At 70.6% G+C, this 23722-nt stretch carries 25 protein-coding genes and 1 tRNA gene; 14 read left to right on the top strand and 12 right to left on the bottom strand.

Features of this window, described 5'->3' with window-relative positions:
- Nucleotides 1-131: 131 nt before the first annotated feature.
- Both ACSHT8_RS16980 and ACSHT8_RS16975 read right to left on the bottom strand, forming a co-directional pair.
- Nucleotides 132-206: transfer RNA gene (locus tag ACSHT8_RS16980), tRNA-Arg, on the bottom strand.
- A 58-nt stretch (nucleotides 207-264) separates the two neighbouring features.
- On the bottom strand, nucleotides 265-1233 hold the full coding sequence (locus tag ACSHT8_RS16975; protein WP_436491785.1) for a lytic transglycosylase domain-containing protein: 969 nt from the start codon (nucleotides 1231-1233) through the stop codon (nucleotides 265-267).
- A gap of 284 nt (nucleotides 1234-1517) precedes the next feature.
- On the opposite strand from ACSHT8_RS16975, the gene ACSHT8_RS16970 reads away from it, so the two are divergent.
- Nucleotides 1518-2423 (top strand): cation diffusion facilitator family transporter, encoded by a 906-nt coding sequence (locus ACSHT8_RS16970; RefSeq protein WP_436491784.1) that lies wholly within the window; start codon nucleotides 1518-1520, stop codon nucleotides 2421-2423.
- Between the two features lies 1 nt (nucleotide 2424).
- Here the strand turns inward: ACSHT8_RS16970 and ACSHT8_RS16965 are convergent, their stop codons facing one another.
- The 3 genes from ACSHT8_RS16965 to ACSHT8_RS16955 all read right to left on the bottom strand — a co-directional run bounded on the left by ACSHT8_RS16965 (nucleotide 2425) and on the right by ACSHT8_RS16955 (nucleotide 4785).
- Nucleotides 2425-3102, bottom strand: coding sequence for a DUF305 domain-containing protein (locus ACSHT8_RS16965; RefSeq protein WP_436491783.1), 678 nt, complete (start codon nucleotides 3100-3102; stop codon nucleotides 2425-2427).
- 5 nt (nucleotides 3103-3107) lie between these two features.
- Entirely contained in the window at nucleotides 3108-3926 is an 819-nt protein-coding gene (locus ACSHT8_RS16960) for a DUF3105 domain-containing protein (protein ID WP_436491782.1), read from the bottom strand.
- A gap of 145 nt (nucleotides 3927-4071) precedes the next feature.
- On the bottom strand, nucleotides 4072-4785 hold the full coding sequence (locus ACSHT8_RS16955; protein WP_436491781.1) for a DUF3105 domain-containing protein: 714 nt from the start codon (nucleotides 4783-4785) through the stop codon (nucleotides 4072-4074).
- Nucleotides 4786-4840: 55 nt separating this feature from the next.
- On the opposite strand from ACSHT8_RS16955, the gene argS reads away from it, so the two are divergent.
- The 7 genes from argS to ACSHT8_RS16920 all read left to right on the top strand — a co-directional run bounded on the left by argS (nucleotide 4841) and on the right by ACSHT8_RS16920 (nucleotide 14094).
- The gene (gene argS / locus ACSHT8_RS16950) at nucleotides 4841-6502 is read left to right on the top strand and encodes an arginine--tRNA ligase (RefSeq protein ID WP_436491780.1); all 1662 of its coding nucleotides are present in this window, start codon (nucleotides 4841-4843) and stop codon (nucleotides 6500-6502) included.
- A 6-nt stretch (nucleotides 6503-6508) separates the two neighbouring features.
- Nucleotides 6509-7939, top strand: coding sequence for a diaminopimelate decarboxylase (gene lysA, locus ACSHT8_RS16945; RefSeq protein ID WP_436491779.1), 1431 nt, complete (start codon nucleotides 6509-6511; stop codon nucleotides 7937-7939).
- Nucleotides 7936-9243, top strand: coding sequence for a homoserine dehydrogenase (locus tag ACSHT8_RS16940; RefSeq protein WP_436491778.1), 1308 nt, complete (start codon nucleotides 7936-7938; stop codon nucleotides 9241-9243). Before lysA ends, ACSHT8_RS16940 begins: the two co-directional genes overlap by 4 nt.
- Nucleotides 9240-10310 (top strand): threonine synthase, encoded by a 1071-nt coding sequence (thrC, locus tag ACSHT8_RS16935; protein ID WP_436491777.1) that lies wholly within the window; start codon nucleotides 9240-9242, stop codon nucleotides 10308-10310. Before ACSHT8_RS16940 ends, thrC begins: the two co-directional genes overlap by 4 nt.
- Nucleotides 10307-11182, top strand: coding sequence for a homoserine kinase (gene thrB / locus ACSHT8_RS16930; protein ID WP_436491776.1), 876 nt, complete (start codon nucleotides 10307-10309; stop codon nucleotides 11180-11182). The genes thrC and thrB overlap by 4 nt, the downstream gene beginning before the upstream one ends.
- 388 nt (nucleotides 11183-11570) lie before the next feature.
- Complete coding sequence (gene rho / locus ACSHT8_RS16925) at nucleotides 11571-13595, top strand: transcription termination factor Rho (RefSeq protein ID WP_436491775.1); 2025 nt, start codon at nucleotides 11571-11573, stop codon at nucleotides 13593-13595.
- 118 nt (nucleotides 13596-13713) lie between these two features.
- On the top strand, nucleotides 13714-14094 hold the full coding sequence (locus ACSHT8_RS16920) for a ribbon-helix-helix protein, CopG family (RefSeq protein WP_436491774.1): 381 nt from the start codon (nucleotides 13714-13716) through the stop codon (nucleotides 14092-14094).
- Here ACSHT8_RS16920 and ACSHT8_RS16915 read toward each other — a convergent pair whose 3' ends face one another.
- Nucleotides 14095-14457 (bottom strand): hypothetical protein, encoded by a 363-nt coding sequence (locus ACSHT8_RS16915; RefSeq protein WP_436491773.1) that lies wholly within the window; start codon nucleotides 14455-14457, stop codon nucleotides 14095-14097. It lies immediately after the preceding gene.
- Nucleotides 14458-14683: 226 nt separating this feature from the next.
- Between ACSHT8_RS16915 and rpmE the strand changes: the two genes are divergently transcribed.
- The 3 genes from rpmE (at nucleotide 14684) to prmC (ending at nucleotide 16932) form a co-directional block, all read left to right on the top strand.
- The gene (gene rpmE, locus ACSHT8_RS16910; RefSeq protein ID WP_436491772.1) at nucleotides 14684-14905 is read left to right on the top strand and encodes a 50S ribosomal protein L31; all 222 of its coding nucleotides are present in this window, start codon (nucleotides 14684-14686) and stop codon (nucleotides 14903-14905) included.
- A 70-nt stretch (nucleotides 14906-14975) separates the two neighbouring features.
- Entirely contained in the window at nucleotides 14976-16049 is a 1074-nt protein-coding gene (gene prfA / locus ACSHT8_RS16905) for a peptide chain release factor 1 (RefSeq protein ID WP_436491771.1), read from the top strand.
- 19 nt (nucleotides 16050-16068) lie between these two features.
- Nucleotides 16069-16932, top strand: coding sequence for a peptide chain release factor N(5)-glutamine methyltransferase (prmC, locus tag ACSHT8_RS16900; RefSeq protein WP_436491770.1), 864 nt, complete (start codon nucleotides 16069-16071; stop codon nucleotides 16930-16932).
- 9 nt (nucleotides 16933-16941) lie between these two features.
- Here the strand turns inward: prmC and ACSHT8_RS16895 are convergent, their stop codons facing one another.
- From ACSHT8_RS16895 to ACSHT8_RS16885, 3 genes are read right to left on the bottom strand one after another with little or no spacing between them, the layout of a single operon-like run.
- On the bottom strand, nucleotides 16942-17277 hold the full coding sequence (locus tag ACSHT8_RS16895; RefSeq protein WP_436491769.1) for a hypothetical protein: 336 nt from the start codon (nucleotides 17275-17277) through the stop codon (nucleotides 16942-16944).
- Between the two features lie 30 nt (nucleotides 17278-17307).
- On the bottom strand, nucleotides 17308-19014 hold the full coding sequence (locus tag ACSHT8_RS16890; protein WP_436491767.1) for a hypothetical protein: 1707 nt from the start codon (nucleotides 19012-19014) through the stop codon (nucleotides 17308-17310).
- Nucleotides 19015-19030: 16 nt separating this feature from the next.
- Nucleotides 19031-19678 (bottom strand): hypothetical protein, encoded by a 648-nt coding sequence (locus tag ACSHT8_RS16885; protein WP_436491766.1) that lies wholly within the window; start codon nucleotides 19676-19678, stop codon nucleotides 19031-19033.
- 100 nt (nucleotides 19679-19778) lie between these two features.
- Between ACSHT8_RS16885 and ACSHT8_RS16880 the strand changes: the two genes are divergently transcribed.
- On the top strand, nucleotides 19779-20297 hold the full coding sequence (locus ACSHT8_RS16880; RefSeq protein ID WP_436491765.1) for a hypothetical protein: 519 nt from the start codon (nucleotides 19779-19781) through the stop codon (nucleotides 20295-20297).
- On the opposite strand, the gene ACSHT8_RS16875 is transcribed toward ACSHT8_RS16880, so the two are convergent.
- On the bottom strand, nucleotides 20298-20924 hold the full coding sequence (locus tag ACSHT8_RS16875; protein WP_436491763.1) for a hypothetical protein: 627 nt from the start codon (nucleotides 20922-20924) through the stop codon (nucleotides 20298-20300). It lies immediately after the preceding gene.
- Between the two features lie 152 nt (nucleotides 20925-21076).
- Between ACSHT8_RS16875 and ACSHT8_RS16870 the strand changes: the two genes are divergently transcribed.
- Nucleotides 21077-21892: a hypothetical protein gene (locus ACSHT8_RS16870; protein ID WP_436491762.1), complete on the top strand. Its 816-nt coding sequence runs from the start codon at nucleotides 21077-21079 to the stop codon at nucleotides 21890-21892.
- Here the strand turns inward: ACSHT8_RS16870 and ACSHT8_RS16865 are convergent.
- A complete protein-coding gene (locus ACSHT8_RS16865) occupies nucleotides 21860-22090 on the bottom strand; it encodes a DUF397 domain-containing protein (protein ID WP_436491761.1) in 231 nt (76 codons plus the stop codon). The genes ACSHT8_RS16870 and ACSHT8_RS16865 overlap by 33 nt on opposite strands.
- Entirely contained in the window at nucleotides 22026-22919 is an 894-nt protein-coding gene (locus ACSHT8_RS16860) for a helix-turn-helix domain-containing protein (RefSeq protein ID WP_436491760.1), read from the bottom strand. Before ACSHT8_RS16860 ends, ACSHT8_RS16865 begins: the two co-directional genes overlap by 65 nt.
- A gap of 130 nt (nucleotides 22920-23049) precedes the next feature.
- On the opposite strand from ACSHT8_RS16860, the gene ACSHT8_RS16855 reads away from it, so the two are divergent.
- The gene (locus ACSHT8_RS16855; protein ID WP_436491759.1) at nucleotides 23050-23700 is read left to right on the top strand and encodes an L-threonylcarbamoyladenylate synthase; all 651 of its coding nucleotides are present in this window, start codon (nucleotides 23050-23052) and stop codon (nucleotides 23698-23700) included.
- Nucleotides 23701-23722 lie beyond the last annotated feature (22 nt).

The raw sequence follows: 23722 nt of genomic DNA, 5'->3' as shown, positions 1-23722 counted from the left end.
GACCCACTGGACAGGCGATCGACACAGCGTTGGGGTCGTCGTCGCCCGCCGGACAAGGCGGACATGTCACGAGTCATGTCACACGGTAGCTCCGCCAATTACTGATGGCGAGGAGATACTGCTGGTCGAACTGGTGCCCCCGGCAGGATTCGAACCTGCGCTCCCGCCTCCGGAGGGCGGTGCTCTATCCCCTGAGCTACGGGGGCCCATCGCTTGCGCGACTCCGGAAGCCTAGCGCATCCGGAGTCGCGGGTGCGTGGTGGGTCACCTGGTGAGGATCTCCCGGAGGGTGGGGGTCCGGCGGTCGGGGCGGACCAGGTGGGCGGGGGCGTCCGGTGCGGCTTCGGGCGGGTCGACGCACAGGAGGTCTGTTGAGCCGAGGATGGGCAGGTCCTCCAGGAGGTCGGTGCAAGGCAGAGGCTCGGGCGTGGGTTCGGGCAGGGGGGCAGGCTCGACCGGCGGGGTGGGCTCGGCGACCGGGGGCTTCGGGTCCGGGATCGGCTCCGGCAGCGGAACCGGGTCGACGTCCGGTGGTGGGGGCGGCGGGGTGGCGGCGAGCGCGACGGCGGTGGTGGGCCCGGGGTCGGAAGACGGGCCCGCGGCGGGCATGGGGGTCGCGCCGGAGGAGTACAGGTGCATCCAGGTCAGGACTGCCGCGACGTACTCGCGCGAGTGGTTGTAGCGAAACACCGCCGCGTCCAGGTCGGCTGGGTTCGCCAGGTTCAGGCCGCCCGAACACAGGTAGCGGCCAGCCGCGGCGGCGGCGTCGTAGATGTTGTGGGGGTTGGAGATGCCGTCGGCGTTGCCGTCGGTTCGGTAGAAGGCCCATGTGGTCGGGATGAACTGCATCGGGCCGACCGCGCGGTCCCACGACAGGTCCCCGTCGAGTGCGCCGTGGTCGCTGTCCGAGATCGCGGCGAACGGGCCGCCGGACAGTGCGGGGCCGAGGATGTGGGGGACGGTGTCGCCGGAGGCGCCTGCCTGGCCGCCGCGGGCGTGGCCGGATTCGATTCGACCGATTCCGGCCAGGTGGTACCAGCGCAGGCCGCAGCCGGGCTGGGTGCGGGCGAGCAGGGCCTCCGCGGACCGGTACGCGTCGAGCAGGTTGGTGGGGACGCCGGTGAAGGCCACCGGGGTCACGACGACCGCGGGGGCCGAGGTGGGCGCGACGGCCACTTCCGGGCGTGGTGACGGCGGTCGGGTGCGTTCCAGCGCGCGGTCCGTGGAGGACATCGGGGAGACTGGCGGGAAAGGTTCCAGAGCGGGCGGGGTGTCCGGTGGCGTGGACGCCTGGGCGGTCGCGGCGGCCAGGGTGAGGCCTGCCAGAGCGAGGGCTGTTGTGGGACGCACCGCGGGGAGCCTCATTCCGGGGTCGGGATCTTGTGCACCACCCCTATCAGGCCCACTCGGCCCTGGTCAGGCCGCTTAATTCCATCGTGTGACACAGCACCCCCGGACGGGTGGCGAGTGCACTCATGCGCATGTGACAATATGTCCACCGAGCGAGAGGGGTGGCGATGGGCCACGGACACGGGCACGGATTGCCCGCGAGTACCGGCGGACAACACGCGGGCAGGCTGTGGGCCGCCTTCGGGATCGCGGCGGCCATCATGGTGGTCGAGTTCGTCGTCGGGTTCGCCACGTCGTCCCTCGCCCTGGTGTCCGACGCCGCGCACATGTTGACCGACGTGGTCGGGGTGGGGCTCGCCCTGGCGGCGATCATGGCCGCCAAGCGGGCGAACTCGAAGTCCAACCGCACGTTCGGGCTCTACCGGGCCGAGGTGCTGGCCGCGCTGGCCAACGCGGTCCTGCTCTTCGGCGTCGCGGGTTACGTCGTCTACGAGGCCGTCCAGCGGTTCGACAACCCGCCCGAGGTCGCCGGGCTGCCCGTCCTGCTGGCCGCCACCGCGGGCCTCGTCGCCAACATCGTCTCGTTCCTGCTCCTGCGCGACGGCGCCAAAGAGAGCCTCAACGTGCGGGGCGCCTACCTCGAAGTCCTGGCCGACCTGGTCGGCTCGGTCGGCGTGCTGCTGAGCGCGGCCGCCACCCTGCTGTTCGGCTGGCGGTGGGCCGACCCGGTGGTCGGTGTCGCCATCGGCCTGTGGGTGCTCCCGCGCACGTGGAGCCTCGCCAAGCGGGCGCTGCACATCCTGTTCCAGCACGCCCCCGAGCGGGTCGACGTGGACGCGCTGACCAAGGCCCTCGCCCAGATCGACGGCGTCGCCGAGGTGCACGACCTGCACGTCTGGACGCTCACCTCGGGCATGGAGGTCGCCTCGGCGCACCTCACGCTCGACCACGACGGCGACCAGGCCGAGGTCCTGGCGGCCGCGCAGCGGCTCCTGGCGAGCGACTACGGCCTGGAACACGCCACGCTGCAGGTCGAACAGCCCGACGCGAAGTGCCACGAGCTGTCCTGGTGACCTACAGCGGCTTGGCGCCCCGTTCGGCCAGCATCTGGGTCAGCAGGGTGATCTCCGCGGTCTGACCCTTCACGATCTTGTCCGACAGGTTGCGCACCTGCGGCGTCGCCGCGTGTTCGTTGGCGTAGCGGGACATCTCCAGGCCGCCCTCGTGGTGGCGCAGCATGAGCTGGAGGAAGAACACGTCCAGCTCGCGCCCGTTCAGCGTGCGCAGCTTGGCGATCTCCTGGGAGGTGGCCATGCCGGGCATCGCCGCGACTCCGGCGGACGCGGTGCCGGAGTGGCCGTGGCTCGAGGCCATCCACCCCATGTACGTGCCGTTGGGGGCCTGTTCCGGCTGGTCCCACACGTCGAGCCAGCCGCTCATCGCGCCGATCTGGCCGAGCTGGGTCTGCTCGATGTCGAACGCGAGCTGCTTGACCGACAGGTCCGTCGTGTGGTCACGCGCCCAGTTGGCCATCGTGACCGCCTGCAGGTGGTGGACCTGCATGTCCTGGGCGAACCCCACGTCGACCGACTCGGCCGACGGCGGGGCGGCCTGGCGGATGACCGTCAGGGTGATCAGCATGCCGATCGCCGCGCCGACGAGCAGCACGGCGAACGCCGCGGCGGAGAGCACCAAGATCCTGCGCTTGGTGCCCCCGTCGCGGCGTTCGGTGTCCGGGGCCTCGACTGCCACAGCCGTCACTGGGAAGGCGCGGGAGCCTGGGTCGTCGGCGCGGGCGCGCCGGTGGGAGCCGGGGCGGACGGCGCGCCGGAAGCGGCCGGGGCCTTGCCGTCCATCGGGACCGCGTCGGGGCCGGGCGGCTCGGCGACGAACGGCGGCGGCGTCGCCGGGTCGAACTGGCCGGGGCCGAGCGGGCCGCACGCGGCGTTGGGCTCGGGGTTCTGGTAGCGGTTGCGCTTGAGCGACTTGATGAACTGGTCGATGCGCTCGTCGTCGGCGCTGTCCAGCTTGAGCTGGTGGCCCCACGACTGCAGCGAGATGTTCTTGTCGAGGCCCGGGTACGGCGACAGCATCATGAACGGCTGGCCCTCGACCTTGGCCTTGAGCTTGTCCAGCTCACCGCCCGACACCTTGTCCGGGTTGTAGGCGATCCAGACCGAGCCGTGCTCCAGCGCGTGGACCATGTTCTCGCTGCGGACGGCCGTCGGGTAGACGATGCCCTCGCAGTCGGCCCACGCCTCGTCGTGCGGGCCGCCGAACGGCGGGCTCTGGTCGTAGGCGACGCGCTGGGCGGCCTTGACGTGCTGGCCCGCCGAGTACTCCTTCTTCACCACGCCCGGGATGTTCGTGGACGGGTCCTTGTTCTCCTCGGACACCGTGAACTTCTTCGCCGCGGAGATCTGAATGTAGGCATAGCCGAACACGCCACCGGCGAGCAGCACGATGGCCACGACCGCCGCGATCGTGCCCCAGGGCACGCCCTTCTTGGCGACGACGGACGAGCGCGCTGCCTTGACGCTCCCCTTGCCGCTCTTGTTCTTAGTGCCGCTGGCCATGCCGTCCTCGGACTTCTTGTCGACGGGGTGAGACCCGGAGCGAGCCTCGTCACAGGGTGGTGGTGCCAGGCCAGTCTAAGGACACCGTGTTCGGTTCCCGTCAGGCCCTCCTCGCGAGACGCGGTGAGGGCCGCCGTGACCGTGCTCAGCCGCCGGGCGTCGCCGGGCCGGTGACCGGCGCCGCGTCGGGTCCCGGCGGGTTCGGGTCGAAGGCGGGCGGCTTGGCCGGGTCGAACAGCGTCAGGTCGACCGGGTCGCAGCTCGCGCCCGGCTCCGGGGCCAGGTATTTGTTGGCCCGGGTGGCGGCGATGAACTTGTCGATGCGCTCGTCGTCGACCTCGTCGACCTGCAGTTGGCGGCCCCACGACTGCACCGACACCGGCTTCTTCTGCCCGGGGAACGGCGACATCAGCAGGTAGGGCTTGCCGTCGACCCGCTCGGCCAGCGCGTCGACGTCGTCGCCGCGGACGGTCTCCGGGTCGTAGGTCACCCAGACCGCGCCGTGTTCGAGGGAGTGCACGACGTGCTCGGTGCGGATCGCGACCTTGTAGACCTCGCCGTTGCACGGCGCCCAGACCTGGTCGTGCGCGCCGCCGAGCGGGGGCAGCTGGTCGTAGGCGACGCGCTGCGGGGAGGCGACGTGCTGGCCCGCCGGGTACTCCTTGGCGATCACGCCGTCGATCTTCTTCGTCGGGTCGCGGTCGTTGTCGCTGGGCGTCGTGGCCTTGGTCGGCTTGGTCGTCTTCGCGGCCGTGGTGGTCGTGGGCGCGGCGACGGGCGTGCCCGACTCGGCGGTGCCGCACGCTGTGAGGAGCAGACAGGCGGCGACGAGCGCCAGGCGGCGCGCTGGCGCGATCATGGGCGGAAGTGTATCCGGCTACGGACCGTGGGGACCGGCTACCTAGACTTGCCGGGTGACTCCCGACGCACTCGCTGACCTGGTCCGCACCACCGCCATGACGATCTTGGACGCCCGCGGTCTCGACACCGCCGTCGTCCCCGCCGCGGTGACCGTCGAGCGACCGCGCAACCCGGAGCACGGCGACTACGCCACCAACCTCGCCCTGCAGGTCGCCAAGCGCGTCGGGCTGGCCCCGCGCGAGCTGGCCGACGCGCTCGCCGCCGCGCTCGGCGAGTCGGAGGGCATCGCCTCCGCCGAGGTCGCCGGGCCGGGCTTCATCAACCTGCGGCTCGCCGCCGACGCCCAGGGCGAGATCGTGCGCGGCGTGCTGCGCGCGGGCGCCGAGTACGGCACGGGCACCCAGCTCACCGGCAAGAAGATCAACCTGGAGTTCGTCTCGGCGAACCCGACCGGCCCGATCCACCTCGGCGGCACCCGCTGGGCCGCGGTCGGCGACGCGCTGGGCCGGGTGCTCAGCGCGCAGGGCGGCGAGGTCACCCGCGAGTACTACTTCAACGACGCGGGCGCGCAGATCGACCGCTTCGTGCGGTCCCTGATCGCCGCCGCGCAGGGCGAGCCCGCCCCCGAGGACGGCTACGCGGGCGTCTACATCAACGACATCGCCGCCGACGTGCTCAAGCAGGCGCCCGACGCGCTGGGCCTGCCGGAGGCCGAGCGGGCCGAGACGTTCCGCCAGGTCGGCGTCGGGCTGATGTTCGCCCAGATCAAGCAGAGCCTGCACGAGTTCGGCGTCGACTTCGACGTCTACTTCCACGAGGACTCGCTGCACAAGTCCGGCGCGGTGGGCAAGGCCGTCGAGGCGCTGAAGTCCTCCGGCGGCCTCTACCTGGAGGACGGCGCGTGGTGGCTGCGGTCCACCGAGTACGGCGACGACAAGGACCGCGTGGTCATCAAGAGCGACGGGCAGCCCGCCTACATCGCCGGTGACATCGCCTACTTCCAGGACAAGCGCGCCCGCGGCTTCGACCTCTGCATCTACATGCTCGGCGCCGACCACCACGGCTACATCGGCCGCCTCAAGGCCGCCGCCGCGGCGACCGGCGACGACCCGTCCACTGTGGAAGTCCTCATTGGACAGATGGTGAACCTTGTCAGCGACGGCAAGCCGGTCCGGATGAGCAAGCGCGCCGGAACGGTGATCACCATGGAGGACCTGGTGGAGGCCGTCGGCGTGGACGCCGCGCGCTACGCCATGATCCGCTCTTCCGCGGACTCCACTTTGGACATCGACCTGGACCTGTGGAGCAAGAAGTCCAGCGACAACCCGGTGTACTACGTGCAGTACGCCCACGCGCGGCTGTCCTCCCTGCTGCGCAACGCCGCCGACCTCGGGCTCACCCCGCCCGGCCCGGACGAGGCCGACCTCGGTCTGCTCGTCCACCCGCGCGAAGGCGACCTCATCCGCACCATCGGTGAGTTCCCGCGCATCCTCGCCACCGCCGCCGAGTTGCGCGAACCCCACCGGGTCGCCCGCTACCTGGAGGAACTGGCCGGGACGTACCACCGATTCAACGAGAGCTGCCGGGTCCTGCCCAGGGGCGACGAGGAGGCCGGGCCGCTGACCAGCGCGCGCCTCGCCTTGGCCGCCGCCTCGCGCCAGGTGTTCGCCAACGGGCTCGGCGTCCTCGGCATCGAAGCACCGGAACGGATGTAAGCACCGATGAGGGCACACCCGGCAGGGCCGCGGCACGCAGAGGTCCTGCCGCCAAGCAACACCGCCAGCGAGCGCCCCACCAGCGCCGCCGCGCTCGACGAACTCGTCCCCGCAGTCTGGCCGCGCAACATCTCCCGCGGCGACGACGGCGCCGTGCGCCTGGCCGGGGTCGACGTGCGCGACCTGGCCGAGACCTACGGCACGCCGCTGTTCGTCGTCGACGAGGCCGACTTCCGCGCCCGCTGCCGGGAGCACGCGATCGCCTTCGGTGACCCGGGCCTGGTGCACTACGCGTCCAAGGCGTTCCTGTCGGTCGAGATCGCGCGGTGGGTCGCCGAGGAGGGGCTGAGCCTCGACGTGGCCAGCGGCGGCGAGCTGGCCGTGGCGCTGCGCGCGGACTTCCCGCCGGAGCGGATCACCCTGCACGGCAACAACAAGTCCGTCGAGGAGCTGTCCACCGCGCTCGACGTCGGTGTCGGCGCGATCGTGGTCGACTCGTTCCACGAGATCGCCCGCCTCGACAAGCTGGCCCGCGACCGCGACATGGTCGCCCCGGTCCTGATCCGGGTGACCGTCGGCGTCGAGGCGCACACCCACGAGTTCATCGCCACCGCGCACGAGGACCAGAAGTTCGGCTTCTCGCTGGCCGGTGGCGACGCCGCCGAGGCCGCGCGCCGGGTGATCAAGTCCGGCGGGCTGTCGCTGGTCGGCCTGCACAGCCACATCGGATCGCAGATCTTCGACGCCGACGGCTTCGAGATCGCCGCGCACCGGGTGATCGGCCTGCTCGCCGAGCTGCACAAGGAGCACGGCGCGCTGGAGTCGATCACCACCGTCGACCTGGGCGGCGGCCTGGGCATCGCCTACACCGCCGAGGACGACCCGCCGCCGCCGATGTGGCTGGCCGAGCAGCTGCGCGCGATCGTGGCCAAGGAGTGCGAGCAGCTCGGGCTGGCCGTGCCGCGCATCGCCGTCGAGCCGGGCCGGGCCATCGCCGGGCCGGGCACGGTGACGCTCTACGAGGTCGGCACCACCAAGGACGTCTCCCTCGGCCACGGCACCCGCCGCCGCTACGTCAGCGTCGACGGCGGGATGAGCGACAACATCCGCACGGCCCTGTACGACGCGGTGTACGACACGCGCCTGGTCTCGCGGTCCAGCGGCGAGGGGGAGCGGGGCACCGAGGCCGTGCTGTCCCGCGTAGTGGGCAAACACTGTGAGTCCGGTGACGTTGTGGTGCGAGACTGCTGGCTACCGGAGAACCTTGCTCCCGGCGACCTGCTGGCGGTCGCCGCGACCGGCGCCTACTGCTACTCGATGGCGAGCAACTACAACCGGCTGCCGCGCCCCGCCGTGGTGGCCGTGCTCGACGGCGCCGCGCGGCCGCTGCTGCGCAGGGAGACCGTGGACGACCTGCTGAGACTGGAGATCCCGTGAGCGAGCCCGCCAAGCCCATCCGAGTCGCGCTTCTAGGCTGCGGCACGGTCGGGACCGAGATCGTCCGGCTGCTCACCGAGCAGGCCGACGAACTCGCGTCGCGGGTCGGCACCCGGGTCGAGCTGGCCGGGGTCGCGGTGCGCAGGCTCGGCAAACCCCGGCCGGGCGTGCCCGCCGAGCTGCTGACCACCGACGCCGCCGCGCTGGTCGTGCGCGACGACGTCGACGTCGTGGTCGAGGTGATCGGCGGCATCGAGCCGACCCGCACCTGGCTGCTCGACGCGCTCAAGGCGGGCAAGTCCGTGGTCAGCGCCAACAAGACGCTGCTGGCCGACCACGCGGGCGAGCTGTTCGCCGCGGCGGACGGCTCCGGCGCCGACCTCTACTTCGAGGCCGCCGTCGCCGGGGCGATCCCGCTGCTGCGGCCGCTGCGCGAGTCGCTGGCCGGTGACCGGATCACCCGCGTCATGGGCATCGTCAACGGCACCACCAACTTCATCCTCTCGGCCATGGACGAGACCGGCGCGGGTTACGCCGAGACGCTCGAGGAGGCCGCGCGGCTGGGCTACGCCGAGGCCGACCCGACCGCCGACGTCGACGGCTACGATGCCGCGTCGAAGGCGGCGATCCTGGCCTCGCTGTCGTTCCACACCCGGGTCACCGCGAGCGACGTCTACCGCGAGGGCATCTCCGCGGTGACGCCCGCCGACGTGTCGGCCGCGCGGGCGCTGGGGCGCACGATCAAGCTGCTGGCGATCTGCGAGCGGGTCGACACCCCCGACGGCGAGTCCGTCGCGGTGCGCGTCCACCCGGCGATGATCCCGCGCACGCACCCGCTGGCCAGTGTGAGCGGGGCGTTCAACGCGGTGTTCGTCGAGGCCGAGGCCGCAGGCCAGCTGATGTTCTACGGGCGTGGCGCAGGCGGTGCACCCACCGCGAGCGCTGTGCTGGGCGATCTGGTGGCGGTGGCCCGCAACCTGGTCGTCGGCGGGCGCGGACCGCGCGAGTCGGCCTACGCCGACCTGCCGGTGCGCCCGATCGCGCAGGCGTCGACCAGGTACCACATCAGCCTGGACGTCGCCGACCGCGCGGGCGTGCTCGCGGCCGTGGCGGCCAATTTCGCCGAGCACGAGGTGAGCATCGCGGTGGTGCGCCAGGAAGGCCGCGCGGAAGACGCGAGCCTGGTCATCGTCACCCACTCGGCGCCGGACGCCGCGCTGCGCTCCACTGTGGACAAGATCGCGGGCCTGCCCTTCGTGCACGAGGTGGTCAGTGTCATGCGGGTTGAAGGCGAGGAACTATGACGACGAGCGTGCTCCCGGGACGGCCGGGCATCATCGCCGCCTACCCCAACAGAATCCCCGTGCCGAACGGCGCGAAGATCATCACCCTCGGCGAGGGCAACACCCCGCTGCTGCCCGCCCCACACCTGTCCGAGCTGACCGGCTGCACGGTTTACCTCAAGGTCGAGGGCATGAACCCGACCGGCTCGTTCAAGGACCGCGGCATGACCGTGGCGATGACGTACGCGCTGGCCAACGGCCTTGAGGCGGTCATCTGCGCCTCCACAGGCAACACGTCGGCCTCGGCCGCCGCCTACGCCACCCGCGCGGGCCTGACCTGCGCGGTGCTCGTGCCGCGCGGCAAGATCGCCATGGGCAAGATGGCGCAGGCGGTCATGCACGGCGCCAAGATCCTGCAGATCGACGGCAACTTCGACGACTGCCTCGAACTCGCGGAGAAGACCGCGGCCGAGTTCCCGGTCGGGCTGGTCAACTCGGTCAACCCGGTGCGCCTGATCGGCCAGAAGAGCGCGGCGTGGGAGATCGTCGACGTGCTCGGCCGCGCGCCGGACATCCACTGTCTTCCGGTCGGCAACGCGGGCAACATCACCGCGTACTGGCGCGGGTACCGCGACTACGCCGACGACCACGTGATCGAGGCCCTGCCGCGCATGTTCGGCTTCCAGGCCGCAGGCTCGGCCCCGCTGGTCCACGGCGCGCCGATCTCCAACCCCGACACGATCGCCACGGCGATCCGCGTGGGCAACCCGGCTTCGTGGGCCGGTGCGGTGACCGCGCAGGCCGAGTCGGGCGGGCTGTTCGACGCGGCCTCCGACGAGCAGATCCTTGCCGCGTACCGGCTTCTGGCCGAACGCGAGGGCGTGTTCGTCGAGCCGTCGTCGGCCACCTCCGTCGCGGGCCTGCTGATCACCCACGCCGACGGGCGGCTGCCCGCCGGGTCGGTCGTGGTCTGCACGGTCACCGGCCACGGGCTCAAGGACCCGGACTCCGCGCTCGCCTCCGTGCCGGAGGTGGAGGCCGTCCCGGTCGACGCCGGTGCCGTCGCGACCGCGCTGGACCTGCGGTGACCCGAGTCCGGGTGCGCGTCCCGGCGTCCACGGCCAACCTCGGCTCCGGCTTCGACGCGCTCGGCATGGCGCTCGCGCTGTATGACGAGATCGAGGTCTGGACCACCGACGGCGGGCTCTCGGTCGAGGTGACCGGCGAGGGCGCGGACACCGTCGCCAAGGACGAGACGCACCTTGTCGTGCGCGCGGTCCGGGCGGCGTGCGAGCTGATCGGGTTCGCGCCCGCCGGACTGGGTCTGAGCTGTGCCAACGCGATCCCGCACGCGCGTGGGCTGGGGTCGTCGGCCGCGGCCATCGTCGGCGGGATCGCGGCGGCCTACGGGCTCGCGGGGCGCCCGCTCGATGACGACGCGCTGCACCTCGCGGCGGCGTTCGAGGGACACGCCGACAACGTCGCGGCGAGCCTGCTCGGCGGGCTCGTCGTCGCGTGGGAGGACGACGGCCGCTTCCGGGCGGCGCGGGTCGAGCCGCACGCCGATCTCCAGCCGGTCGCGATCATCCCGGCCGAGCGGTCGGAGACCCACGTGACGCGCGGCCTGCTGCCGGACAAGGTGCCGCACGCCGACGCCGCGTTCGCCGCGGGCCGGGGCGCGCTGGCGGTGCATGCGATCAGCACCCGGCCTGACCTGCTGCTTCCCGCGCTGGCTGACCGGCTGCACCAGGACTACCGGGAGAGCGCCTGGCCGTCGACGATCCGGGTGGTGCGCGAGCTGCGCGCCGCCGGGGTGGCCGCGGCCGTGTCCGGCGCCGGGCCGACGGTGCTGGCGTTGACAACCGATGGTGTGGTGCCGCAAGGTGTTGATCTTGCCGGTTTCACGGTGCTTCCCGTGGCCGTGGACAGGTCCGGCGTGACCGTTGAGCCATTCGAGTGACGGAGATCACGACGGCTCACCGGGGGCTCAGGGCGACGCGCTGTAGGGCGGTTGTTGCACCTTGAGTGACGGCCGTCTACCCTCGGCCTTGTTCAGTCACCGCGCGCACGGGCGCCCGGTGTCGTTCCCGGGGATTCTTTCCGGGTCGCATCATCTGCCGAGAAGTCGGCTCAGTCCCTAACCGGTCCGAGCTGGTGCTCGCCAGGTACCCGACGACCGTGGTGACCAGATGCTCCCTGTTGGCGACAAAGTCGCTCGACTGGCCCGAAGCGTGGCCAGGTTGGTGACCCAAGCAACCCAACAGGCGAGAGATACGCCGTCTCGCATTCCGACGGACGGCGGTCCGCTGGTCCACGTAGGAGGCGGGGACCGGTCAGGAAGGACATGTGTGAGCAATACCGATCTGTTGAGCAGCGAGACAGCCGCTGAGTCCGCGCCCGCCGCGGAGAAGAACGGCACGCCGAAAAAGCGTGCGGGGCTGTCCGGCATGGTCCTCGCCGAGCTGCGCACGCTCGCTGGTGAGCTGGGGATCTCCGGCACCACGGGTATGCGCAAGGGCGACCTGATCGCTGCCATCAAGGAGCGCCAGGGTGGTGGCCCGGGCGGGGCCGCCGCGCGTGCGCCCCGCACCGGCACCGAGGCCGCTCAGGCCAAGACCGAAACCGCCGTCACCAAGACCGAGCCCCGTGCCGAGGCGCGCGTCGAGGTCGAGCGGCCCGCCGAGGCCCCCGTCGCCGAGAAGGCCGAGGAGTCCCCGCGCGAAGGCGGCCGGGACAACCGCCGCCGCCGCGGCGCCAGCCGGGCGGCTGGCAGCCCGGAGGCCGTGGAGCAGCAGGCCCCCGCCGAGCGTCCGGTCCAGCAGGACCGTCCCGCGCAGGCGGAGCGCCCGCAGACCGAGCGTCCCGAGCGTCAGCAGGGCGACCGTGACCGTGGCCAGGGCGAGCGTCAGGACCGCCAGGACCGTTCGCAGGGCGGCGACCGCCAGCAGGGCGACCGTCAGCAGGGCGAGCGTGGCGAACGCGGCGAGCGTGGCGACCGGCAGGGTCGCGGTGACCGCAACCGGGACCGCAACCGTCAGGACGGTCGTCAGGACCGTCAGGACAACCGCCAGCAGGACAACCGCCAGGACCGCCAGCAGGACAACCGGAACAACGGCCCTGAGGACGACGACGAGGAAGGCGGCCGTCGCGGCCGTCGCTTCCGCGACCGTCGCCGCCGGGGCGGCCGGGTCGAGGGCGCCGGTGGCCAGAACGACACCGAGGTGCGCGAGGACGACGTCCTGCTGCCCGTCGCCGGTGTCCTGGACGTGCTGGAGAACTACGCGTTCGTCCGCACGTCCGGCTACCTGTCGGGCCCGAACGACGTCTACGTGTCGCTCTCGCTGGTCCGCAAGTACGGCCTGCGCCGCGGCGACGCCATCACCGGCCTGGTCCGCCAGCCGCGCGACGGCGAAGCGCAGCGGCAGAAGTTCAACCCGCTGGTGCGGGTGGAGACGATCAACGGCCTGGAGCCGGACGCGGCCAAGAATCGCCCCGAATTCACCAAGCTGACGCCGCTCTACCCGAACGAGCGACTCCGCCTGGAGACCGAGCCGCACATCCTGACCACGCGTGTCATCGACCTGGTGATGCCCGTCGGCAAGGGCCAGCGCGCGCTCATCGTCTCGCCCCCGAAGGCCGGTAAGACCTCGGTCCTGCAGGCCATCGCGAACGCCATCACCACGAACAACCCCGAGGTCTACCTCATGGTTGTGCTCGTCGATGAGCGTCCGGAAGAAGTCACCGACATGCAGCGCTCGGTCAAGGGTGAGGTCATCGCCTCCACCTTCGACCGCCCGCCGTCAGACCACACCACCGTCGCGGAACTCTCGATCGAGCGCGCGAAGCGTCTCGTCGAGATGGGCCACGATGTGGTGGTCCTGCTGGACTCGATCACCCGTCTGGGCCGCGCCTACAACCTGGCGGCCCCGGCATCCGGCCGAATCCTGTCCGGCGGTGTCGACTCGACCGCCCTGTTCCCGCCGAAGCGCTTCCTCGGCGCGGCCCGCAACATCGAGGGCGGCGGCTCGCTGACCATCTTCGCCACCGCGCTGGTGGAGACCGGTTCCGCGGGTGACACGGTGATCTTCGAGGAGTTCAAGGGCACCGGCAACGCCGAGCTCAAGCTCGACCGCAAGATCGCCGACAAGCGGATCTTCCCCGCGGTGGACGTCGACCCGTCCGGTACGCGTAAGGAAGAGCTGCTGCTTCCGCCGGACGAGCTGGCGGTCACGGTGAAGCTCCGTCGAGTCCTGCACGCCCTGGACAGCCAGGCCGCCATCGAGCTCCTGCTCGACCGGCTCCGCAAGTCGAGGACGAACATCGAGTTCCTGATGCAGGTCGCCAAGACGACGCCTTCCCAGAGCGACGACTAACAGCGATACCGAAAGAAGCCCCCGGCCCAGCTGGGGGCTTCTTTCTATTGGGCTGAGACTCGACGTTTGTTCTGGCATCGGGCGTATCACGATGATCGACTGGGAGGGGAGGCGCATCATGACGGACGGCACGCGGGATCAGGTGTTAGCCACCATTCACGGCGAGGTCGCCGAGCAGCATGCAGCGGCGGCGGCTGAGCAGGACCCGGTCAAGCGGGACCGCTTGTCCCGGCACGCGCGAATCCGGGAAGAGATCGCGGATGAGGAGGCGGAAGCGATCGCCGCTGAGGTCGCCGACAATCAGCAGGCCGCGCTTTCCTTGCGAGTGCCCGTTTCGCTCGTGGCCGAGTTGAAGGCCAGGGCGGACGCCGAGCACGTCCCGATGTCCGCCCTCGTTCGACGTCTGCTGACCGAGGCTCTTCGGCAGCCGTCGGCTCCGGTGCTCACCGTCGAGCAGGTCGAGCAGATTGCCCGCAGGGTGTTTCGCGAGTCTGCCTGATCACGTTGTCCGGCGGCGCTGGTAGAAGATCAGCAAGGCGGCGATGGCCAACACACCCAACGTGCCCGCCCAGCGCGTGGGCACCCGGACGTCGTCCAGTGCCAACCCCGCCAACAGCAGCGTCACCGGATACGGGATCGCCAGCGCTGCCCGCTGAGTAGGGGAGCGCCAAGCCACCCCGCCCGCCAACGCCGCCGTGACCGCCGCCGCGGCGCCCCATAACGCGCTGGACAGGGTTGCTTGCCAGGAGGCGGACAGAAGAGCGCCGCCTATCGCCGTCAGGCCCAGGACCGAGACGGCGAACAGCAGTGGAGCCGCCAACCAGGCGGACACCGACAACGGCCTGCCTATCGTGAACAGCACGCCGACAGTGTGCGGCCGCGTACCTCAGGCTGGGGAGACTACTGTCGGTGGGTGGGTGGTCACGTGCGGTCGGAGGACGCTCTGGTGCGACGAACGGCGGAATAGCGGCACCCCGGACCGCGTTAAACCCCCTGTCAGCACGTCTGGCACACTGTTAGGTCGAGTCCGGCTCCGGTTCACCCCACGACAGCAGGGGACCCGGCGGCCATCAACGAGAGGCGAGACTGTGAAGAACGGGATTCACCCCGACTACGTGACCACCGAGGTCACCTGCGGCTGTGGCAACACCTTCACCACGCACAGCACCAAGACTTCCGGCAGCATCCACGTCGAGGTCTGCTCGGCTTGCCACCCCTTCTACACCGGCAAGCAGAAGATCCTCGACACCGGTGGCCGGGTCGCGCGCTTCGAGGCGCGGTACGGAAAGCGCGACAAGACCGCGAAGTAGCTTCGCTGACGGCGCCCTCCCGCTCGCGGGACGGGCGCCGTCGTCATGTTCGGCTTAAGAGAGGTTGACGGTGGACGCATCTAGTCTCGGCGAGCTGCTCAGCGAGTACGGCGAGTTGGAGAAGACGCTCGCCGATCCCGCCGTGCACGCCGACCAGGACCGGGCGCGCAAGCTCGGGAAGCGCTACGCCGAGCTCGGGCCGGTGGTGAAGGCGCTGCGTGAGCTGGAGGCCGCCCGCAGCGACCTGGAGGCCGCGCGCGAACTCGCGAGCGAGGACGCCGCGTTCGCCGAGGAGGCCGACGCGATCGCCGAGCGGATCCCGCAGCTGGAGACCAAGCTCACCGAGCTGCTGCTCCCGCGTGACCCGCACGACGGCTCCGACGTCCTCCTGGAGGTCAAGTCCGGTGAGGGCGGCGAGGAGTCCGCGCTGTTCGCGGGCGACCTCATGCGCATGTACCTGCGCTACGCCGAGCGCCACGGGTGGAAGGCCGAGGTGCTCGACAGCACCGAGTCCGACCTGGGCGGCGTCAAGGACGCGACCGTCGCCATCAAGAGCAAGGGCTCCGACCCCGACGGCGTGTGGGCGCGGCTGAAGTTCGAGGGCGGCGTGCACCGCGTGCAGCGTGTCCCCGCCACCGAGTCGCAGGGCCGCATCCACACCTCCGCGGCGGGCGTGCTGGTCTACCCGGACTCGCAGGAGGCCGCCGAGATCGAGGAGATCCCGGACAAGGACCTCCGCATCGATGTCTACCGCTCGTCCGGCAAGGGCGGTCAGAGCGTCAACACGACCGACTCGGCTGTCCGCATCACCCACCTGCCGACCGGCATCGTCACGTCGTGCCAGAACGAGCGGTCGCAGCTGCAGAACAAGGCCCGCGCCATGCAGGTGCTCAAGGCCCGACTGCTCGCCGCGCGCGAGGAAGAGGCCGCGCAGCAGGCGTCCGACGCCCGTCGCAGCCAGGTCAGGACGGTTGACCGCTCCGAGCGCGTCCGCACCTACAACTTCCCGGAGAACCGCATCTCCGACCACCGCGTCGGCTACAAGGCGCACAACCTGGAAGCCGTGCTCGACGGCGACCTGGACGCGGTGCTCGACGCGTTGGCCGAGGCTGACCGAGCCGAGCGGCTCGCCGCACACGGGTGACCGTGAAAGGGTGACCCTCATGACCCGTCAACCCCTGCGCGTGGCGATCCTCGAGGCCGAACGCCTGCTCGCCGCGGCCGGGGTCGACTCGCCCCGCAACGACGCCGAACTGCTGGCCGCGCACGTCCTGGGCGTCGAGCGGGGCAAGCTGCCGATGGTTCCGCTGGTCGACCCGCCGGTGGTGGACGCGCTGGGCAAGCTCGTCGCCCGCCGCGCGCGCCGCGAACCCCTCCAGCACCTGACCGGGTCGGCCTATATGGGCGCGGTCTCCGTCTCGGTCGGCCCGGGTGTGTTTGTGCCCCGCCCGGAGACCGAGCTGCTGTTCGAGTGGGGCCTCGCGGCCCTGGACGGCGTCCGCGAGCCCGTGGTCGTCGACTTCTGCACCGGCTCCGGCGTCCTCGCGCTCGCGGTGGCCAACGCCCGCCCGGACGCGCAGGTCCACGCCGTCGACATCGACCACTCCGCCCTGGCCTGGGCACGCCGCAACGCCGACGCGCGGGTCGCGGCCGGTGACACCCCGGTTCGCCTGCACTCCGGCGATGTCACCGACCCGACCCTGTTCACCGAACTCGACGGCCGCGTCGACCTGGTCCTCTGCAACCCGCCGTACGTCCCGGCCGACACCCCGGTGCCGCCGGAGGTCGCCGACCACGACCCCGCGCACGCCGTGTTCTCCGGCGCGGACGGCCTCGACGTGATCCGCTCGGTCGTCACCTCGGCCGTCCGACTGCTGCGTCCGGGCGGTGGCGTGGCCATCGAACACGACGACACCCACGGCGAGGCCGTGCCCGCGCTGTTGTCCGCGCGCCGGTTGCTGACCGACGTGAAGGACCACGCGGATCTCGCGGGCAGGCCCCGCTTCGCCACCGCACGTCGCGTGTAGACAGTCCAGTCAGGACCCGAAGACCCCCGCCACCGCCTCGTTGACGTCGTTGACCGCGGTGGTCACCGCCGTCACCGTCGCCGCGGTCCCGGCCAGGCCGTCGCGCACCCGCGACCACAGCGTCCGGCCCACCGCGGGCTTCGGCTCGGGCTTGTCGGCCTCCGCGATCAGGTTGTCGATGTCGATGGTGACCAGGTCGGCGTCCGGCACGTTGGCCTCGACCGCGGTCCGCAGGGCCCGCAGCCGCGCGATGAGATCCTTTGTGGACTCGCCGCCCGTGTTCACGGTGACGTCGCCCGCGGTGTTGCGGTCGCCGTAGATGAAGTTCCCGGTCGAGCCGGACACATTCATTCCATCAGGCACTAATCGCTCCGATCACTTGTCGTCCTTGGGTTGCTCGACGGTCACGTTGCCCGTGGTGTTCCCGGACCCCATCACGAAGTTGCCGGTGAAGCCGTCGATCCGCACGTTGTTCTGGATCACCGCGGTCGCCTGCACGTCGAAGGACGCCGTCACGTAGCCCGCGCTGTGCAGCAGGGCGCTGACCGCGCGCACGACGCGGCTTTCGATGATCTTCAGGTATCGGTCGCGGTCGACCAGCTGGAAGTAGTTGCGCTCGGACGTGTCGGCGGCCAGTTCGCGCAGGCTGCTGAGGCTGCCGTAGTCGTCGGGGTCGATCACGCCCGCCTCCTTGCGGCGCGCGCGGATCAGGGTCAGCAGGGTGATCAGCCTGCGCGGGACCGAGGTCGGGAACTTGACCAGGTCGAGCATGGCCTGGCCGATCGGGTGCAGCGGCGAGCGGGACACCGCGTCGACCCGCTGGAACTCGTCCTTGATCGGGCGCAGCACGCACGGCGTCCACTCGACGTAGAGCATCGTGTCGTCCATCGCGACGTGCAGGTACACCGACAGCACCAGGTTGCGGTCCCAGGTCTCGACCCGGAACGCCCGGTAGTAGCGCGCCCACTCGATCGGGTTGTCCCGCAGCTGCGTGGCGAGCCGGGAGCTGATCCGGTCGTACGGCGGATGCCCTTCGCCCAGGATGAACGGGACGGACGCGGGCTCGGCCATGTGGTCGACCAGCTCGGCGGCCGACACCGCGACCAGTTCGTCGACCGACAGCCTGCCCAGGCGAGCCGCGGGCGTGAGGGTGGTGGCCTGCCGCAGCGCCGTCACCTCCGCGACGATCGCGTCGTACAAGGCCGCCGTGGACAGCGTCGTCGTGGCCTCCCTGCCCTTCGCGCGTTCCAACGGGACGGCGATGGACCACGGCCGATGGCCTTGGCCCGCGCCGACGAACGGGTCGTAGCCGCGGTGCACGACGATCTCGGTGCTCTCCCCGTCGGTGGCCTGCGGGTCCGGCGCCATCCGGACCAGGCTGTTCTCGTAGCGCTCGCGGAGGAGGCGGGTGAAGCGGGCCGGGGCGAACTGGAAGATCTGCCTGCCCGCCATCGACCGGCTGAGCGTGCCGCGCAGCCGGGCGGTCCGGTTGAACCGGGTCGTGATCAGCTTCCACACCGAGAACCGGTCGGCGAGGAACACCCCGAGCAGCCCGATCGGGGCCAGGATGGTGAACGCCAAGCCGACGCCGTCGGTCTCGGTCTCGTAGTCGTAGTAGTAGCGCGACCGCGGCGAGCTCTCGAACAGCTCCTCGATCACCTCGAACAGCTGACCGCCGGTGGCGTTGTCCAGGACCAGCACGACGGCGACCGCGATTCCCGCCCACAGCACCGGTTTCAGCCCGCCGCGGGTAGCCGAGCGGGCCGCGGTCGGTATCGCGATCACGATCGCCAAGACGAGCCAGATGACCAGGAACGTCGTCGTCGCGGCGAAGAGCAGCACCAGCAGCAGCGCGATCGCGGCGAGGTCGACGATCTTGCGCCGGGTCCTGGCCGCCACCGCCTCGCCCAGCACCACGCCCGCGTCCACGCCGGGGGAGGGCGGCACCGGCCGGGTCTTCTCCACCAGGAACTCGCGGATCGACTGGTCGGCGTAGTCGGGGTCGAGGTGCGCGGCGGCGCACAGGTACCGGGTGGTGTCGTCGCGGTCCGCGGTCGTCAGGTTCAACTGGGATTCGGACATGACTCCCCTGGTCGGGTCACGGGGTGGCGTTGTCGATCATGGTGTTGAGGATCGCCTGCGTCTCGGGCCACAGCTCCTCCTGGCTGCCCGCGTAGACGAAGAACTCGTAGCCGTCGCGCCGCCAGTACAGCGACCGCACGTGCCGGGTGCCGCCGCCGCTGTCGAGGACGAACTCCCAGTCGACGGCGTCACCGCCGTGGAAGCTGACGAGGCCGAGTTGGAGCTGCCGGTAGCCGGGGCGGGTCGACACGGTCTGCGCGTACTCGATGTGGCTGGTGAGCAGGTCTTTGCCGTCGTGCGGGGCGCCGCCGTACTTGACGTTGCGGCCGTTGCCCGCCGGGTCGGTGGCTTCCAGGTTGCCGGGGCCGGTGCCGGTTTTCTGTGGCCAGCCCGCGGGGATCAGGGTCGACATGCCACCGGGGCCGCTGACTCGGGTGAACCCGGCGAGCGCGTCGGTGGTCGTGGTTATCTGCGTCGGTCTCGTGGTTGTTGTTCTTGTCGTCGTGGTCCGGGCCGGTTCGGCCGAGTCCGACGTCGTGGTGATGGCGGCGGCGCTCGCGGCGGGCTTGGTGGCGAGGTGCAGGACCACGGCAACGCAGGCACAGACCGCCAGGTTCGCCGTGGCGATCAGGAGTCCGAGTCGGATGGATGACTGGATAGGCACTCCCGCGGGCTCGACGGAATATGACTGTTAGCCAGTGATCGCCTACCTACGGTAGCGTGATCGTCAAGCAGGTTGACACCCGATGAGCGGACGGTAGTTGATGTCTGATCACGCTCAGCTCGACGAAACCGAGATATGGCGCGAAGTCGCGACTCTCGAACGGGAACTGCTCCACGATCCGGCTGTGCGCCCCCGGCTCGCCGCCGCCCTGCTCGCCGTCGCCGACGGTTGCCGGTCGATGACCCGCAACCAGGTCCTGGAGATCACCAGCGCCGTCCAGCTCGAAACCTGTGAGCGCGCGGCCAGTCGGGTGCTGCAACTCAGGTTGGAGGACGAGTCCGTCAACGGGCGCGCCCGTGCGCTGTTGGCGGAGGTCGAGCTGGGCAAGCGGTGGAGCTGGCGGCCGGGCGTGCTGCCGGTGCTGCTCGCGGCGGTCGCGGTGTGCGTGGGCCTGGGCGGCGCGGCTTATGGCGGGATCAACGGCTCGGTGGCGCTGGTCGCGGTCGCCGCGGTGGTCAGCAGCGTGGTGCTGTTGCTTCTGGTGGTGGTGAACCGCAGGCAGAACTGGCAGGTCCGCGCCAACCTGGTGGAGTCGAGCGTCTGGCGGCCGGGGATCTGACTACGGCGTCGCGTTGTCGATCATCGCGTGGTAGATCGGCAGCGTCTCGGCCCACCTGTCGGTGTTGGAGGCGGCATAGATGAAGTACTCGACGCCGTCGACCCGCCAGTACATCGAGTGCACCCGGCGGCGCGCGTCGGCGGTGTCGTGCTCGAACTCCCAGTCGACGGCCGTGACGCCGTGGTAGGTCGTGGTGCCCAGGCTGAGCCGGTGGAAGGCGGCCTTCGTGCGGGAGAACGTCGCCTCGTAGTCGACGTGGGATTGCAGCAGGGCGTTGGCCGGGGCGGGGGCGCCGCCGTAGCGGACCTGGCGGGACGGGTCCTCGGGGTCGGTGGCCTGCATGGCGCCAGGCCCGGACGCGCGGGTGATGACCCAGCCCTTGGGGATCGTGGTGACCAGCCCACCCGGCCCGGCGACGCGTTGGAACCCGTCGGGCACCGGCAGCGCCACGTTCGAGGGGCTCGCCGGGGTGCCCGGACCGCCCGGCTCGTCGGGCGCGGGCGTCTGGACGTCGGCCGGACCGAACGCGGGCGGCGGCGCGAAGATGTAGGTCGTCGAGGGCGCCGCGGTGCCGGGTTTGGGCTCCTTCGGGGCGACGAGCAGCACGGCGCCGACCACGGCGCTCACCGCCGCGTAGCCGGCGACCAGGGAGGACGCCAGCCAGCGTGAACTCAGCTGGTGTCCTCGGCGTCGCGGACGGCTGATCGTGGGCACTCCCCTGGGATGTATGGACGAACCCCGGTGCCGTTTGAGGGTAGCGTGCTCCCCCGGGTGATCCAATGCTTCGCAGTTGGCAGGACGTCATCGAGAAGTGGCAACTTCTGCCACCCGATGCCGCTCAGGGGCCGTCGGGGACCAGAAAGATCTTCGACGACGCCCGGTCAGCGCTGCTCGCGGGCCGGTTGGACGAGGCCATGCGCGGCTTCGTACACGCCGCCGAGCTGTACGCGGGCCCGTACACGGAGGTCGGCATCGGCGACGTCCTGCTGGCCCGCGGCCGCTGGCGGGCGGCGGCCCGGCGGTACGCGGCCGTCGAGGCCCGGGACCCGGGGAATCTGCTCGCCTACCTGGGGATGTCCCAGGCGCGCGTGGCGGCTGGGGACGCGGCCGGAGCGGCTGAGGACCTGGAGGCGCGCTTCGGGCGTTCGCGGGATCCGGTGCTGCGGTATTACCTGGCGAGCACGTGGTGCTCGGTGACAGAACAGGCCCGCAGTCGAACGGTCAATGAGGCCCTGGTGATCACCAGCGAACGCCAACTGGAGATCTGTGAGTCGGCGGCCCGGCGGATCCTGGAGCTGGACGTGGCCGACCAGGAGCTGCGGCGGGGGGCGGAGCTGCTGCTGGACGAGGTGGCGGCGGGGAAGCGGTGGCAGTGGCGGCCGGAGGGCATCGCGGTGAGTCTGGCGGTGCTGGCGGTGTCGCTGGGGTTCATCCTGGTGGCGGTCGGGGGACTGGCGGGGAGTGTGGCGCTGGTGGTGATGGGGGTGCTGCTGGGGAGCGGGTTGCTGTACTTGATCGTGGTGAAGTTCCGGCGGCAGAACTGGCGGGTACGGGCGGACGACCTAGCCGAGCACATCGTCCAACGGGGCGCCTGAGACGGATGCGAGGAAGACGGACCAGGACGCGGTGCCGACGGACAGACGAGGGCCATTGGCGTTCTTGGAGTCGCGGATGTTCGTGAGGTCCGGCGAAGCCGAACCTCGCCGCAGCCTCCCCTGCGAACCGCCGTTATAGATGGCTTCCCGCAACCTTCCACGAGTCGTCCCAGTGGCCTTCCGTCCGGTCGTACTCATCGGCCAGTTTGGCGATCAGCGACCGGGATTCCTTGGCATCGAGGGCGATCTTGGCGATCTTCCGAAAGAGATCTCGGTGCTGCTCCACCTTCTCCTTTTGCTCGATGATGAACCCGCTGAGTGGCGTTTCCACATAGACGAGAGGCTGGAACTCATCGTGGGCGAGGTATACAAAGTGGGAACCAACTATCGCCCGATGGCCAGCGGCGGCAGGTAGGACCCGGACGTTGATGTTCGGCTGATCGCTGAGAAACAGGATGGCCATGAGTTGCTCGGCCATAATCCGGTTGTCGCCGACCTCCAAACGGAGGGCGCGCTCGTTGATGACATACGTGAACTTGCCCGGCTTCTCGACGAACTGGACCTTCTGCCGGTTCTGCCGAGCCCGCACCCGGACTTCGAGGGTGTCCTCCGTCAAGTCCTCGTCGCTGAACAACGCTCGGGTGTAAGCCTCGGTTTGCAGGAGGCCAGGGATGAAGTTGGATTCGTAGTTCACCACCCGACGTGCCTGGGTCTCATGGAAGGTCAGGGTCCGCAGGGAGTCGGGCATCCATTCGTTGCCCGAGCACATCCAGTACCCGCGCCGGTCGTTGGCGTCGCGAAGGAACTCGATCAATTCCTCGATCTCACGGCAGCTCACGCCGCAGGAGGACAGGTACAGGGTGAACTCCAGTTCGGAGGTCACGCCCCGCTCGCCCGTCTCGAGCCGGTGGAGGTGGGAGGGGCATCGGTCCACTACCTCGCCCAGGTCTCTCAGGGTGAGGCGGGCTTTCTTCCGGTACGTCCGCATCAGCTCGCCCAGCTCCCGGGCGCCCGCTCGGCTGTTCACTCTCATGTCCATGAAATTAGGGAAGCTCCGGCCCACCCCGCGACCGCTCCACGCCCCTTCCACCCGTTCGCGAACCCTGTTTCCACCCCGGCAAAAAACGGCCACGGACCCAGCCAGATAGGCTCCCGGAGTGACCACGGTCTACGACTGCAGTTCGCGTGAGGACAGGGAAGACGGGCTCGCCGCCGCCGCCAGTGCGGTGCGCGCGGGGCGGGTGGTCGTGATCCCTACCGACACCGTCTACGGCATCGGCTGCGACGCCTTCTCCAGTTCGGGTGTGCAGTCCCTGCTCGCCGCCAAGGGGCGTGGCCCGGACATGCCCGTCGGCGTTCTCGTCGGGTCCTGGGCGACGGTCGACGGGCTCGTGCTCTCCGTGCCCCAGGCCGCGCGCAACCTCATCGAGGCGTTCTGGCCGGGCGACCTTTCCATCGTCCTGCCGCACGCGCCCTCGCTCGCGTGGGATCTCGGCAACACGAACGGCACCGTCATGCTCCGCATGCCGCTGCACCCGGTCGCGCTCGAACTCCTGCGTGAGGTCGGGCCGATGGCCGTCTCCAGCGCGAACCGCACCGGGCAGCCCGCCCCCGCGACCGCCGACGAGGCTCGCGCGCAGCTCGGCGGGTCCGTGGCGGTCTACCTCGACGGCGGGCCGTGTGGCGACCCGATCCCGTCGACCATCGTCGACCTGACCGGGGAAGAGCCCGTGCTCCTGCGGGAGGGCGCGGTCCCGATCGCGGCTGTCTCCGAGGCTTTGGGCGCCGAGGTTCGTTCGGCGCGGTAGTTTGGCGTCGAACCCACCTTTA

Origin of the sequence: Actinokineospora sp. HUAS TT18 (assembly GCF_051364635.1) — a bacterium.
Lineage (GTDB): Bacteria > Actinomycetota > Actinomycetes > Mycobacteriales > Pseudonocardiaceae > Actinokineospora.
The sequence above is the reverse complement of the archived record's forward strand: the minus strand, read 5'-3'. Positions and strand labels throughout refer to the sequence as shown.

Excerpts from the sequence above, each read along its gene's own strand:
- ACSHT8_RS16975 (WP_436491785.1), bottom strand. The coding sequence starts at position 1,233 with ATGTCCTCCACGGACCGCGCGCTGGAACGCACCCGACCGCCGTCACCA.
- ACSHT8_RS16970 (WP_436491784.1), top strand. The coding sequence starts at position 1,518 with ATGGGCCACGGACACGGGCACGGATTGCCCGCGAGTACCGGCGGACAA.
- ACSHT8_RS16960 (WP_436491782.1), bottom strand. The coding sequence starts at position 3,926 with ATGGCCAGCGGCACTAAGAACAAGAGCGGCAAGGGGAGCGTCAAGGCA.
- ACSHT8_RS16955 (WP_436491781.1), bottom strand. The coding sequence starts at position 4,785 with ATGATCGCGCCAGCGCGCCGCCTGGCGCTCGTCGCCGCCTGTCTGCTC.
- lysA (WP_436491779.1), top strand. The coding sequence starts at position 6,509 with ATGAGGGCACACCCGGCAGGGCCGCGGCACGCAGAGGTCCTGCCGCCA.
- thrC (WP_436491777.1), top strand. The coding sequence starts at position 9,240 with ATGACGACGAGCGTGCTCCCGGGACGGCCGGGCATCATCGCCGCCTAC.
- ACSHT8_RS16920 (WP_436491774.1), top strand. The coding sequence starts at position 13,714 with ATGACGGACGGCACGCGGGATCAGGTGTTAGCCACCATTCACGGCGAG.
- prmC (WP_436491770.1), top strand. The coding sequence starts at position 16,069 with ATGACCCGTCAACCCCTGCGCGTGGCGATCCTCGAGGCCGAACGCCTG.
- ACSHT8_RS16890 (WP_436491767.1), bottom strand. The coding sequence starts at position 19,014 with ATGTCCGAATCCCAGTTGAACCTGACGACCGCGGACCGCGACGACACC.
- ACSHT8_RS16880 (WP_436491765.1), top strand. The coding sequence starts at position 19,779 with ATGTCTGATCACGCTCAGCTCGACGAAACCGAGATATGGCGCGAAGTC.
- ACSHT8_RS16870 (WP_436491762.1), top strand. The coding sequence starts at position 21,077 with ATGCTTCGCAGTTGGCAGGACGTCATCGAGAAGTGGCAACTTCTGCCA.
- ACSHT8_RS16865 (WP_436491761.1), bottom strand. The coding sequence starts at position 22,090 with ATGAGTACGACCGGACGGAAGGCCACTGGGACGACTCGTGGAAGGTTG.